The sequence below is a fragment of the Xenophilus arseniciresistens genome (assembly GCF_028023875.1).
GTDB lineage: Bacteria > Pseudomonadota > Gammaproteobacteria > Burkholderiales > Burkholderiaceae_C > Xenophilus > Xenophilus arseniciresistens.
On record NZ_JAQIPB010000006.1, the window covers coordinates 190,613 to 203,020 of the forward strand.

Annotated in this window: 12 protein-coding genes; 7 read left to right on the top strand and 5 right to left on the bottom strand. The window is 68.3% G+C overall.

Going from position 1 to position 12,408, the window contains the following annotated elements:
- Nucleotides 1-33: 33 nt before the first annotated feature.
- From PGB34_RS13720 to PGB34_RS13730, 3 genes are all read left to right on the top strand, one after another.
- Nucleotides 34-762 carry an RNA methyltransferase gene (locus PGB34_RS13720; protein ID WP_271428651.1) on the top strand — a complete coding sequence of 243 codons (729 nt, stop codon included), beginning with the start codon at nt 34-36 and terminating at the stop codon, nt 760-762.
- A gap of 346 nt (nt 763-1,108) precedes the next feature.
- Nucleotides 1,109-3,475, top strand: a complete 2,367-nt coding sequence (locus PGB34_RS13725; protein ID WP_271428652.1) for a catecholate siderophore receptor Fiu — start codon at nt 1,109-1,111, stop codon at nt 3,473-3,475.
- A gap of 100 nt (nt 3,476-3,575) precedes the next feature.
- Nucleotides 3,576-4,256, top strand: coding sequence for a Fe2+-dependent dioxygenase (locus PGB34_RS13730; RefSeq protein WP_271428653.1), 681 nt, complete (start codon nt 3,576-3,578; stop codon nt 4,254-4,256).
- A 21-nt stretch (nt 4,257-4,277) separates the two neighbouring features.
- On the opposite strand, the gene PGB34_RS13735 is transcribed toward PGB34_RS13730, so the two are convergent.
- From PGB34_RS13735 to PGB34_RS13755, 5 genes are all read right to left on the bottom strand, one after another.
- Entirely contained in the window at nt 4,278-4,904 is a 627-nt protein-coding gene (locus PGB34_RS13735; protein WP_271428654.1) for a DUF4166 domain-containing protein, read from the bottom strand.
- Nucleotides 4,901-5,941, bottom strand: a complete 1,041-nt coding sequence (locus PGB34_RS13740; protein WP_271428655.1) for an SRPBCC family protein — start codon at nt 5,939-5,941, stop codon at nt 4,901-4,903. The genes PGB34_RS13735 and PGB34_RS13740 overlap by 4 nt, the downstream gene beginning before the upstream one ends.
- Complete coding sequence (locus tag PGB34_RS13745; protein WP_271428656.1) at nt 5,938-6,873, bottom strand: SAM-dependent methyltransferase; 936 nt, start codon at nt 6,871-6,873, stop codon at nt 5,938-5,940. The genes PGB34_RS13740 and PGB34_RS13745 overlap by 4 nt, the downstream gene beginning before the upstream one ends.
- Nucleotides 6,873-7,403: a thiol-disulfide oxidoreductase DCC family protein gene (locus tag PGB34_RS13750; RefSeq protein ID WP_271428657.1), complete on the bottom strand. Its 531-nt coding sequence runs from the start codon at nt 7,401-7,403 to the stop codon at nt 6,873-6,875. Before PGB34_RS13750 ends, PGB34_RS13745 begins: the two co-directional genes overlap by 1 nt.
- A 65-nt stretch (nt 7,404-7,468) precedes the next feature.
- The gene (locus tag PGB34_RS13755; RefSeq protein WP_271428658.1) at nt 7,469-8,068 is read right to left on the bottom strand and encodes a GbsR/MarR family transcriptional regulator; all 600 of its coding nucleotides are present in this window, start codon (nt 8,066-8,068) and stop codon (nt 7,469-7,471) included.
- A gap of 135 nt (nt 8,069-8,203) precedes the next feature.
- On the opposite strand from PGB34_RS13755, the gene aroC reads away from it, so the two are divergent.
- From aroC to PGB34_RS13775, 4 genes are read left to right on the top strand one after another with little or no spacing between them, the layout of a single operon-like run.
- Nucleotides 8,204-9,355 carry a chorismate synthase gene (gene aroC, locus PGB34_RS13760; protein ID WP_271428659.1) on the top strand — a complete coding sequence of 384 codons (1,152 nt, stop codon included), beginning with the start codon at nt 8,204-8,206 and terminating at the stop codon, nt 9,353-9,355.
- A gap of 10 nt (nt 9,356-9,365) precedes the next feature.
- Nucleotides 9,366-10,592, top strand: coding sequence for an MFS transporter (locus PGB34_RS13765; protein WP_408647892.1), 1,227 nt, complete (start codon nt 9,366-9,368; stop codon nt 10,590-10,592).
- Nucleotides 10,593-10,639: 47 nt separating this feature from the next.
- A complete protein-coding gene (locus PGB34_RS13770) occupies nt 10,640-11,665 on the top strand; it encodes an aldo/keto reductase (protein WP_271428660.1) in 1,026 nt (341 codons plus the stop codon).
- Between the two features lie 46 nt (nt 11,666-11,711).
- Nucleotides 11,712-12,404, top strand: a complete 693-nt coding sequence (locus tag PGB34_RS13775) for a DsbA family oxidoreductase (RefSeq protein WP_271428661.1) — start codon at nt 11,712-11,714, stop codon at nt 12,402-12,404.
- Nucleotides 12,405-12,408 lie beyond the last annotated feature (4 nt).

Below are 12,408 nucleotides of genomic sequence, written 5' to 3' on the forward strand. Positions count from 1 at the left end.
CGCGGTTTCGCTTCCATTGCCCGCGCGCGCCGCATGAAAACCCGCTTCATCCTCATCCAGACCAGCCATGCCGGCAACGTGGGCGCAGCGGCGCGGGCCATGCGCACCATGGGTTTTGACGACCTGGTGCTGGTGGCACCGCGCTGGTCCAACGTGCTGCGGCGCGAGGAAACCATCCAGCGCGCCAGCGGCGCCCTGGACGTGCTGGAGAAGGCGCGCATCGTCGATACGCTGGACGAAGCCCTGGATGGCGTGACGCACCTGTGCGCCACGGCCATGGTGCCGCGCGACTTCGGCCCGCCCACGCGCGCGCCGCGCGCGCATTTCGAATCGCTGGTGGCGGCCGGCACGCCGCAGCATGTGGCGCTGCTCTTCGGCTCGGAGCGCTTCGGCATGCGCAACGAGGACGTCTATCGCTGCCATGTGGCGCTGTCCATTCCCACCGATCCGGCCTTCGGCTCGCTGAACCTGGGTGCCGCGATCCAGGTGCTGGCCTATGAATGGCGCATGGCGCTGGGCGGCTTCGAGGTGCGCGAGGCGGTTGCCGCCCCGCAGCCGGCCGATGCGGCAGCACTGGCCGGCATGTTGGCGCACTGGGAGCGCTCGCTGGTGGAGATCGGCTTCCTGGACCCGGCCGCGCCCAAGAAGCTGATGCCGCGGCTGACCCAGCTGTTCAACCGCGCGCAGCCCACGGCCGAGGAAATCCACATCCTGCGGGGCATCGCCAAAGCCATGGGCGAGGGGCGCGCGGGACCGCGCTGAAGCGATCAGCTGCGCCGTCAGCGTGCGCGGCGCGGAGCGGTGTCACGCCTTGAGGGCGCCCAGGGGCAGGGTGCAGCCCCAGCGCCAAGGCTCGCCTGTGCACGAGTGGCTGTCGCTTTCCAAGCTCCCGAATGTTGCAGTGCCGCGACAGATGTCGGCGCTTGTCGCTCTATGTCGCATTGTGTCTGCAGATGCGAATCGGTATCATTATTTCTACTAATTTTGCGCTGTCAAAGTTAGTGGGCCTGGTCCTGGATGTGGGCTTCTGCCGCCGCGGCAGGGCCTCCGGCCAGCGCAGGCGCCGCTTCGCGGCGCCTTTCAAAATTCCATCGATCACGGAGAAGAGATGTCCCATATCAAGAGCCGCAAGCATGCTGTCGCGGGTGCCGTTCCCCCCCTGACAGCCGCGGCGACGCTGGTGGCACTGGCCCTGCCTGCCATCGCGCAGCAGGCGCCCAGCCTGCCGCCAGTGCAGGTGCGCGATGCCGCAGCGGCCGACTTCAAGGCCGACGTCTCGGCCAACCCGAAGTTCACCGCGCCCCTGGTGGACACGCCCCAGACCATCACCGTGATCCGCAAGGAAGTGCTGCAGCAGCAGGGCGCCGTGTCGCTGGGTGAAGCCCTGCGCAACACCCCGGGCATCACCTTCACCATGGGCGAGAACGGCAACACGCAGTCGGGTGACTCGATCACCATGCGCGGCTTCGACACCCAGGGCAGCATCTACATCGACGGCGTGCGCGACCTGGGCGCGATCACGCGCGACACCTTCAACCTCGAGCAGGTGGAAGTTGTGAAGGGCGCATCGGGTGCGGACGTGGGCCGTGCCGCCGCCTCGGGCTACATCAACCTGGTGTCCAAGGTGCCGCAGGCCGATGACTTCTTCGCCGGCAGCGCGTCCTTCGGCTCGGCCGACCGGCATCGCCTGACGGCCGACCTGAATCGCAAGCTCAGCCTGGGCAGCGGCACCTCGGCCGTGCGCCTGAACCTGATGGAGCAGAACGGCGGCGTGCCGGGCCGCGACTGGGTCAAGAACAAGTCCTTTGGCATCGCACCTTCCATCGCACTGGGCCTGGGCACGCCCACCCGCATCTACCTGTCGCACCTGTACACCAAGCAGAACAACCGCCCCGACGGCGGCGTGCCGACCGTGGGCCTGCCGGGCTACTACTACTCGATCACACCCAGCGGCAACGCGGCCAACCGCGACCTGCAGGCACGCCAGAGCTTCGCCGGCCTGACGGCCGCGGCGCCGGATTCGTCGAACTTCTACGGTTCGATCCAGGACTTCGACAAGATCGAGGCCAACATGTTCACGGCGCGCGTCGAGCACGACATCGCGCCGGGCACCACCCTGCGCAACACCTTCCGCTATGGCAAGACGGAGCAGTTCCGCATGGTCACCAGCGTGATCGGCCCCACGTTCACGACGCCGGGCAACCCGTTCACCTACACCGTGGCGCGCAACCGCTCGGACGGCCAGAACCGCGCCAGCGACGGCGGCCAGGGCCGAGTCCAGACCAACGAGATCCTGACCAACCAGACCAACGTCTCGACCGAGTTCATGACCGGTGCCTTCAAGCACAACCTGAACGCCGGCCTGGAGCTGATCCGCGAGAAGCAGGACAAGCGGCACCTGATGTTCGCCACCGGCGGCACCGGCGCCAACAACGCCACCGTGCCGGCCGCCAGCCTGTACAACCCCGATCCCTTCTTCCTGCTGCAGAACTACGCACCGCAGGAAAACGGCTCCTACGACAAGGGCGAGACCACCACCATCGGCCTGTACGCCTTCGACACGCTCAAGATCAGCGAGGCCTTCCAGCTCACGGGTGGCCTGCGTGCAGACAGGTACCGCACCCGCTTCTCGAACCTGCGCATGCCCGTGGGCGCCGCAGGCACCACGGCCGCCACGCCGCTCACCACCGCGCGCGCGAAGGATTCCGACACGTTGTTCAGCTGGAAGCTGGGCGCGGTCTACAAGCCCGCGCCCAACGGCAGCGTGTACCTGTCCTACTCGGCTTCGCAGCGTCCGCCGGGGGGCGACGCGTTCACGCTGAGCACCAGCAACACCAGCGGCGACAACCCCATCTTCAACCCGCAGAAGTCGCGCAACATCGAGCTGGGCACCAAGTGGGACTTCATGGACAGCCGCCTGGCGCTGACCGGCGCCATCTTTGACACCGTGAACCGCAACGAGAACGTGACCGACTCGGTGACCGGTGTCTCGGAGCAGATCGGCAAGCGCCGCGTGCGCGGGCTGGAACTGGGCGTGGTGGGCCAGATCACCCCCGCATGGCAGGTCACGGCCGGTTATGCCTACCTGGATGCCAAGATCCTGCGCGGCACCACCGGCTCGGCTTCGGCCACCACCGACGGCCCGCTGCAATGGACGCCCAAGAACGCCTTCACGGCCTGGACCTCCTACCGCCTTCCCATGGGCCTGACCATCGGCGGCGGCGCGCGCTACCAGGACGGCGTGACCCGCTCCAGCGCCGCCAACCCGGCCACGGCCAACGGCATCTACAGCAGCCAAGACTACTGGGTGGTCGATGCCATGATCGGCTACGAGATCAACCGCAACGTCTCGCTGCAGTTCAACGCCTACAACCTGTTCGACAAGAAGTACATCGAGCGCTTCAACAACGGCGGCTCGCGCTACCAGCCCGGTGTGCCGCGCTCGTACATGCTCACTGCCAACGTCAAGTTCTGACGTGCGTTCTGCACGCGCCCGCCGATGCGGGTGCGTGCATGCGAGACTGCATGCCCCGGCCCGCGCGCCGGGGCATTTTTCTTGATGGAGACCCGCTTCGATGATGCTGCATGTTCCGCAGGTGCTGACGGCCGAGGAAGTGGCGCTGGTGCGCCAGCGGCTGGACGCCGAGCCCTGGGTCGACGGCCGGGCCACCGTGGGCGAGCAGGGCGCGCAGGTGAAGAACAACCGGCAGATCGACGAACTCTCACCAGTGGGGCGCGCGATCGGCGAGCAGATCCTGGCGCGGCTGATGAAGAACCCGCTGTTCTTTGCCGCCGCGCTGCCGCACCGCTTCGTGCCCCCGCTGTTCAACCGCTACGGCGCGGGCGAGACCTACGGCCTGCATGTGGACGGTGCGGTGCGCACCCTGCCGGGCACGCAACTGCAGTTGCGCACTGACCTCTCATGCACGCTCTTCCTGTGCGAACCCGAGGACTACGAGGGTGGCGAGCTCGAGGTGGTGGACACCTACGGCAGCCACGAGGCCAAGCTGCCGGCCGGCGACCTGCTGCTCTACCCCTCCAGCAGCCTGCACCGCGTGCATCCGGTCACGCGCGGTGAGCGCGTGTGTTCCTTCTTCTGGCTGCAGAGCCTGGTGCGCAGCGATGCGCAGCGGGCCCTGCTGTTCGAGATGGACCAGAGCATCCAGAAGCTGCGTGCCCGCCTGGGCGAAACCGAAGAAACGGTGGCGCTCACGGGCAACTACCACAACCTGCTGCGCATGTGGTCGGAGGTCTGAGGGGCGTTGCGGGCCCCGGCCTCAGCCGAGCCTGAAGCGCCCGCTGTAGCGGAACAGCTCGCCCCACCACGCGTGGCGGATCCGCATCTTCATCGTGAAGGCGCCGTCGTCACCGGGCACGGGCCGCTCTTCCACGTAGGCGCGGCCGAGCACGAGGTGCAGCGGCAGTGGCAGCTGCAGGCGGCCGATGCGCCACACATAGCCCGCGTCGCGAAACACCAGCGCGCCATCTTCGGCCGTCACGCGCAGGCGCAGGCCCAGCCCGAAGCGCACGTACTCGATCACCTCGTGCCGCGCCGCGTCGGCCACCTCCATGTGCGAGCGGAAATGGAACACTGGCCGGCCCGGGAAATGGAAGCGCCGGTCCCAGTACAGGCCCGCATCGGTGCTGCGGCAGCTGTAGTGAACGTCGATCGGCACCTCGCGCCCCTGATGGGGCACCAGCGCACCGAACACACGGCCCACCGGCATGAACAGCGCCGCCATGCGCGCATGCCACACCTCATCCATGTGGCCGCGCACGGTCATCTGGTCCTTCGTGAACGGGCGCAGGCTGTAGTGTTCGCGCACCACATGGCCCAGGCGCTGCCAGCCGGCATCGCCCAGCACGGTCTGGAATACGGGCCTGAAGTCTTCTCGGTGCGTCATCCTGCGATCTTCGCCTGCTCGGCGCGTGCCTTGTAGAAGCCCAGGATGTGTTCGGAGAAATCGCCGAGCAGGAACTGCCCCACCGGCTTGGCATACCAGTTGAAGCGCGTGCTGACGCGCCAGCCCACGTCGATGCGCAGCTCAGTGCCGCCGTTGCGCGGCGTCAGCGTGTAGGTGGTGTCGCGCAGGTCGAAGTAGTGGCCGCCGATCAGCACATGGTCGTCGAGCGCGCCGGGCGGAAAGGAGTCGGGCGCGAAGCGGTAGGTCCAGCGCAGGCGGTGCGGCGGCGACCATTCGGCCACCACTTCCTCGAAATGCACGTTCTTCTGCCAGTGCACCTCGCGCACGCGCACGCCCGGGCCTTCGCTGGGGCGTTCCTCGGTCACGCCGTGCACGGGCATGGGCACGCCGATGCGCCAGGCCCAGGCGCCGCCTATCTCGTCGGGCCGGATGTCGTGGGCGTTGTTGAGCTGATGCCAGACGGCCTCGGCGGGTGCGGCGATGAACACGCTGCGCGTGGTGGTCGTCATCAATTGCTCGGGGTTGGGCAGCAAGGGCTCCACGCCGCCCAGCGCCAGCGGCAGCAGCGCAAAGGAGTAGACCGCCTGCCGGGGCCAGTGCGTGACGCGGCAGATGATGCCCATCAGCAAGCCGCCCAGGCTGCCCATCAGCGCGAACAGCGGAATGATGACGATGGCGCAGATCAGCCCTTCGATGAAAACCAGCAAGGTGCCGGCCACGAAGAGGGCGGTCGCCACCCACGGTGCCCAGAGGTAGTAGCCGAAGCTGCGGCGCCGGGTGCGCTCGGCCGCATAGACGGTGACGGCGCCGCAGACGGCCGGGGCCAGGTAGATGAAGGCGCCCAGCATGGCCGAGAAGGGTGCGCCCGGCGCGCCCCAGAACATCAGGCGGATGACGAAGGCCACGCCCGCGCCCACCAGCAGCGGGCGCCAGGCCGCGAAAGGCAGCACGCTGCGCTTCTCGACAGGCGCTGCGGATGCAGCGGGCCGGGGCTGCAGCTCTTGATTCGTGCTCATCGTGCAGCGTCCTCGCCGCGCACGGCCGTGACCATGCCGTAGTCGAAGTCTCGCCAGAACATGCCCAGCGCCAGCGCGCAATAGCTGGCAATGATGTGCTTGCGGCGCCAGGCCGGCAGCCGGCCGCGGGCCTTCCACAGCTCGGCCAGCGCGAAGCGCGTGGCCAGGAAGGGCACATGCAGCGCACTGGGCGCGATGCGCCAGCGCAGCGACCGGAACTTCACCTGCGTGAAACCCTCGGCCTGCAGGGCTGCAAGCAGTTCGTCCCGCCGCGCCAGCGTGGGCACGGCCCAGCAGTCGGCCCACAGCCGGTGCAGCCAACCGGCGACGCGGCCCGGCCGTTCGCGCAGCAGAAAGCCGTCCAGCACCACCAGGCGCGCGCCGGGGCGCAGCAGGCGCGCCGCCTCGCGGCAGAAGGCGCGCTTGTCGGTGCCGGGGGCGTAGCAGGCGCTTTCCACGGCCCAGGCGCCATCGGCCTGGCCCGCCGGCAGGCCGGTGCGTGTGTAGTCGGCCTCCAGGTGCACCACGCGCTCGCTCACCCCGGCGGCCGCGTCGAGCTCGCGCGCAATCTGGTTTTGCACCGCCACGTTCGTGACGGTGACAGCGTGCAGCGCCGGCCAGCGCCGCAGCAGCGAACGCGCGGTGGCGCCGGCGCCGCAGCCCAGATCCAGCACGCAGGCGGCGTGGTCCGGCTGCAGCCCGAGGGCCTCGCCCACGGCCAGGTTCATCGCATCGAGCATGCCTTCGCGCCGCAGCGGGTTGAGGCCCGCGCGCCAGTAGCCGAAGTGCATGTTGTAGGCAGGGCTCCAGGCGCGGTAGTCGTGGGCGACCTCTGTGAAATAGGTCTGGGTGTCGCGCGGTGTGATGGCGTGTGCGGCTTGGGTGGGGGCGGCAGCGGAAGCACTTGGCAGCTGCAGAGGCAGGCGGGTCATCAGAAAGCTCCTGGTTCGATCATCGAAGGGGTCGTTGCGCTTACAGCCTCACGAGCCTTGCGGTCCGCTTCGTGGGGCCGCTCGCATGCGCCTTCGCGGCAGGCGGCGGTGCGCCGCACAGCCCGTTGCGCCGCGTGCTGGCTGGCACGCTCGAACAGCAACTCGATCAGATGGTCCGGCAGATGGTGGCGGTTGCGCGCCAGCAGTTGGTAGGCGCGGGCGGCGAGGCCGCGCACACCGGGCAGCGCCAGCAGCGAGCTCCGGCCCGTGAGGCCCACCGCGGCATAGGCTGCGCGCAGCGTGGGCACGCCCACGTACACCCGGCCCGCCGCGTCCACGGCGTGGATCGCGGCCATCATGGCCTCAAGCGGTGCAGGCCCACCACTGAAGTCCGCGGCCGAGCAATCAACAAAGCGCAAGCGGGCCGCGCCATCCCGCGCCTGCAGGTTGCGGATCTCGGCCGAGCACAGGCGGCAACTGCCGTCGTAGTACAGCGTCAACGGGTAGCGCGGAAGGGCCTGGGTTTGCATGTTGTTTCTTCCGATATTTCAGTTAAAACAGAAATAAAGAGGCAAAAAAAGAGCGAAGAATTCGCTCAGATCATGGGCAGGCGGGCATGCATGGCGTCGTCGCCTTCGTCGCCGGCCTTCTTTGCAGGTGCAGCAGTGCCATCGCCCCCGCGCACGAAGCGCTGCACGCTGGCGCCCAGGCTCAGCACCTTGTCGAGCGTGGCGGGCGACAGGCGCAGCATCTCGTCGGCCCAGCTGCCCAGCTTCTGCATCAGCTCCAGCGTGGCGCGGATGCGGTCCTGCGCATCGGGCGTCTCGCGCGCGAAGTCGGGGCTGGCGACGATCTCGTGCAGCATGCGCGTGGTGGGGTCGAACTCGCGCTCCTTGCGCTCGCGGATCACGGTGCGGAACAGTTCCCACACGTCCACGCTGGTCTCGAAGTAGTCGCGCCGGTCGCCCAGCACGTGGGTCACGCGCACCAGGTTCCAGGCCTGCAGCTCCTTGAGGCTGTTGCTCACGTTGGAGCGGGCGACGTTGAGGGTCTCCGACAGCGCCTCAGCATGCAGGGGCTTGCCATGCACGAAGAGCAGGGCATGGATCTGCGAGACGGTGCGGTTGACCCCCCACAGCGAGCCCATCTCGCCCCAGTGAAGCACGAACTTGCGTTGCAGATCGGTGAGTTCCATGCCGCGGAGTCTATGACTTTCGATATTTCTGTCAATAGAGAAATTCAAATCTTCAATACGGCATAAGGAGGCAGCGGCGGGTGCCGCGCAAGCCGCAGCCCGCCCCTGGGCAAGGCTCTGGAATAATTCGCCCGCATGAGCGGCAACACATTCGGCACCCTGTTCGCAGTCACCAACTTCGGTGAATCCCATGGCCCTGCGATCGGCTGCGTGATCGATGGCTGCCCGCCCGGCATGGCGCTGAGCGAGGCCGACATCCAGCCCGACCTGGACCGCCGCCGCCCCGGCACCAGCCGCCACGTGACCCAGCGCAACGAGCCCGATGCGGTGCAGATCCTCAGCGGCGTGTACGAGGGCAAGACCACGGGCACGCCCATTGCGCTCTTGATCCAGAACACCGACCAGCGCAGCAAGGACTACGGCAACATCGCGCAGCAGTTCCGGCCCGGCCATGCCGACTTCACCTACTGGAAGAAGTACGGCATCCGCGATCCGCGTGGCGGCGGGCGTTCCTCGGCCCGGCTCACGGCGCCCATGGTGGCCGCCGGTGCGGTGGCCAAGAAGTGGCTGTTCGAGCAGTACGGCACCCGCTTTCGCGGCTGCATGACGCAGATCGGCGATCTGGAGATTCCCTTCGGCGCCTGGGAGTACGTGAGCCAGAACCCCTTCTTCGCACCCATTTCCGACGTGGGCGCGCTGGAGTCGTACATGGACGCGCTGCGCAAGGCCGGCGACTCCTGCGGTGCGAAGCTGCGCGTCACGGCCACGGGCGTGCCCGTGGGCCTGGGCGAGCCGCTGTTCGACAAGCTCGACGCCGACATCGCCTACGCCATGATGGGCATCAATGCCGTGAAGGGCGTGGAGATCGGCGCCGGCTTCGCCAGCGTGGCGCAGCGCGGCACCACGCACGGCGACTCGATCTCGCCCGAGGGCTTCCTGACCAACAACGCGGGCGGCGTGCTCGGCGGCATCAGCACCGGGCAGGACCTGGAGGTGAGCATCGCCATCAAGCCCACCAGCTCCATCATCAGCCCGCGCCAGTCGGTGAACGTGAACAACGAGCCGGTCGAAGTGGTGACCAAGGGCCGCCACGACCCCTGCGTGGGCATCCGCGCCACGCCCATCGCCGAGGCCATGCTGGCACTGGTGGTGATGGAGCATGCGCTGCGCCAGCGCGCCCAGTGCGGCGACGTGGGCGAGGGCCTGCACCGCCAGCGCGCGGCGGCCGCAGCGGCCGCCGCCGGCAGCGCTGCGGCGCACGAGGGCCCGCAGTCCTCCTTCCTGTGAGCGCGCGCGGGTGAGCGCGCAGGCCCCGGGGCCAGCATCGGGCTCAGGCGGCAGCGGCAGTTCGCGCGCGTCCCGCACATCCCTGCTGGCCTTTGCCGCGCTGTCGGCCAGCTACTTCGCCCACATCGGTTTCTTCAACCCCTACCTGCCGCTGTGGCTGCAGAGCCTGGGGTTGCCGCTGATCACCATCAGTCTGCTCACTTCGGTGCAGTCGGTCACCCGCGTGTTCGCGCCCTATGCCTGGGGCGCGCTCAGCGACCACCTGGGCGACCGGGTGCTGCTGCTGCGCGTCAGCGCGGCCGTGGCGCTGGTGGCCTCGCTGGGCCTGCTGTGGAACGGCGGGCCGTGGTGGATCTTCCTGGTGTTGTTGGTGATGTTCATCCACACCGGCTCCATGATGTCGCTGACCGAGGCTGCACTGGCCCAACTGGTGGCCGGTGACTGGGGGCGCTATGGCCGCATCCGCATGTGCGGCTCGGCCGGGTTCCTGCTGACGGTGTTCGTGGCCGGCGCATGGTTCGAGCATTTCGGCATGGGCCATTTCCCGGCCTGGGCCACTGCCACCCTGGCGCTGGTGCTGCTGGCCACGCTGCGCCTGCCGGTGATGCGCGAGCCGCGCGGCACGCGCACCGAAGCGCGCCAGCCCGTGATGCCGGTGCTGCGCCAGCCGGCCGTGCGCTGGTTCTTCGCCTCGCTGTTCTTCCATGTCACGGCGCATTTCTCGGTCTACGGCTTCATCTCGCTGTACCTCGATTCGCTGGGCTACAGCAAGAGCAGCATCGGGCTGCTGTGGGCCGTGTCGGTGGTGGCCGAGGTGCTGTGGTTCTGGCTGCAGGGCCACGTGATCGGGCGCCTGCGCATGCCGCAGTGGCTGCTGCTGTGCGGCGCGGCCACGGTGCTGCGCCTGGGCATGACGGCCTGGATGGCGCACTGGATGTGGGCCGTGATCATTGCCCAGCTGCTGCATGCGCTGAGCTTCGCCGCGCACCACACCACCTGCGTGGCGCTGGTCTCGCGCCACTTCACGGGGCAGCTCAGAGGCCGTGGCCAGGCACTGTTCACCGTGATCGGCTATGGTTTCGGCGGTGTGATCGGCGTGCTGGCCGGTGGCGCCGCAGCGCAACGCTTCGGCTTCGTCACCATGTTCGGCGCCGCCACGGCGCTGGCGCTGATCGGCAGCCTGTGCGCCTGGCGCGTGACGCGGCTGGAGCGCGCAGCGATCACGCGCAGGCCCTGAGGCCGGCCTGCCTGTTTCATCCTCCCCGCCAACCGGAGATCAAAGGCATGAAGTATGTGAAGCTGGGCCGCACGGGCCTGACCGTTTCGCGCATCGCGCTGGGCATGATGACCTACGGCACGCCGCAGTGGCGCCCGTGGGTGCTGGAGGAAGAGGCGTCGCGCACTGTGGTGCGGCATGCGGTGGAGCAGGGCATCAATTTCTTCGACACGGCCGACATGTACTCGGCCGGCGAGTCCGAGGTGCTGACCGGCAAGTTCGTGCGCGAGTTCTGCCGCCGCGAGGAGGTGGTGATCGCCACCAAGGCCTACTACCCCGTGTCGCTGGCCTTCAAGGGCGGCAACAGTGCCGCCGCCAAACCCGACCGCGTGCCCAATGCCGACGGCCTCTCTCGCAAGCGGCTGTTCCATGCGGTGGACGAGTCCCTGCAGCGCCTGGGCACCGACTACATCGACCTGTGGCAGATCCACCGCCTGGACCACGACACGCCCATCGAGGAAACGATGGAAGCGCTGCACGACATCGTCAAGAGCGGCAAGGTGCGCTACATCGGCGCCAGCAGCATGTACGCCTGGCAGTTCGCCAAGGCGCAGCAGGTGGCCAGGGAGAACCGCTGGACGCGTTTCGTCTCCATGCAGAACCACTACAACCTGGCCTACCGCGAGGAAGAGCGCGAGATGATCCCGCTGTGCCACGACCAGGGCGTGGGTTTGATCCCGTGGAGCCCGCTGGCGCGCGGCTTTCTGGCCGGCAACCGCAAGGCCGACGATGCGACCGCCGGCCAGACCAGCCGTGCCCAGACCGATGACATCGCGCAGAAGTACTACTACGGTGACAGCGACTTCGCCATCGTGCAGGCGCTCACGGCCCTGGCCCAGGCGCGTGGCCTGAGCAATGCCACGCTGGCCTACGCCTGGCTGCTGCACAAGGGCATCACCGGCCCCATCGTGGGCGCCAGCAAGACCTGGCAGATCGACCAGGCCGTGGCGGCGCTGGACGTGGCGCTCACGCACGAGGAAATGGCGCAGCTGGAGGCGCCGTATCGCCCGCACCCGATCCTGGGTCATGTCTGAAGTGCCACACTGCACGGCTGAACATTGATTGAAGGAAGACCCGACCATGAGCACGCCCGCCAACGACAGCACCGCCCTGCGCATCGACTTCGTCTCCGATGTGTCCTGCCCCTGGTGCGCCGTGGGGCTGGCCTCGCTGCAGCAGGCCATGGCGCGCGTGGCGCCGCAGATCGAGGTCGAGCTGCATTTCCAGCCCTTCGAGCTGAACCCGCAGATGGGCCCGGAGGGCGAAGATTCCATCGAGCACCTGCAGCGCAAGTACGGCATCAGCGAAGAGCAGGTGCGGGCCAATGGCGAGGCCCTGCGCCAGCGCGGCGAGGCGGTGGGCTTTCCCTTCAACCTGGACGTGCGCAAGCGGGTGTGGAACACCTTCGATGCACACCGTCTGCTGCATTGGGCCGGCACCGTGGGCGGCGCCCAGCAGCTCGCGCTCAAGCAGGCGCTGCTGCGCGCCTATTTCATCGAAGGCCTGAGCCCTTCGGACCACGCGGTGCTGCTGCAGAAAGTGCAGGAGGCCGGCCTGGATGAGGCGCGTGCGCAGCAGATCCTGGCCAGCGACGAGTTCGCCGAGGACGTGCGCCAGGACGAGGCCATGTTCACGCAGGCGGGCATCCATTCGGTGCCGGCCGTCATCATCAACCGACAGCACCTGATCTCGGGCGGCCAGCCGCCCGAGGTCTTCGAGCGGGCGCTGCGCCAGATCGCGGGCGCGCAGCCGCCGGCGGTGATGAGCGCCTGACTGA

Bases quoted from the DNA above. Each gene is read 5' to 3' on its own strand.
- PGB34_RS13720 (WP_271428651.1), top strand. From the start codon at position 34: ATGAAAACCCGCTTCATCCTCATCCAGACCAGCCATGCCGGCAACGTG.
- PGB34_RS13725 (WP_271428652.1), top strand. From the start codon at position 1,109: ATGTCCCATATCAAGAGCCGCAAGCATGCTGTCGCGGGTGCCGTTCCC.
- PGB34_RS13730 (WP_271428653.1), top strand. From the start codon at position 3,576: ATGATGCTGCATGTTCCGCAGGTGCTGACGGCCGAGGAAGTGGCGCTG.
- PGB34_RS13735 (WP_271428654.1), bottom strand. From the start codon at position 4,904: ATGACGCACCGAGAAGACTTCAGGCCCGTATTCCAGACCGTGCTGGGC.
- PGB34_RS13740 (WP_271428655.1), bottom strand. From the start codon at position 5,941: ATGAGCACGAATCAAGAGCTGCAGCCCCGGCCCGCTGCATCCGCAGCG.
- PGB34_RS13745 (WP_271428656.1), bottom strand. From the start codon at position 6,873: ATGACCCGCCTGCCTCTGCAGCTGCCAAGTGCTTCCGCTGCCGCCCCC.
- PGB34_RS13750 (WP_271428657.1), bottom strand. From the start codon at position 7,403: ATGCAAACCCAGGCCCTTCCGCGCTACCCGTTGACGCTGTACTACGAC.
- PGB34_RS13755 (WP_271428658.1), bottom strand. From the start codon at position 8,068: ATGGAACTCACCGATCTGCAACGCAAGTTCGTGCTTCACTGGGGCGAG.
- aroC (WP_271428659.1), top strand. From the start codon at position 8,204: ATGAGCGGCAACACATTCGGCACCCTGTTCGCAGTCACCAACTTCGGT.
- PGB34_RS13770 (WP_271428660.1), top strand. From the start codon at position 10,640: ATGAAGTATGTGAAGCTGGGCCGCACGGGCCTGACCGTTTCGCGCATC.
- PGB34_RS13775 (WP_271428661.1), top strand. From the start codon at position 11,712: ATGAGCACGCCCGCCAACGACAGCACCGCCCTGCGCATCGACTTCGTC.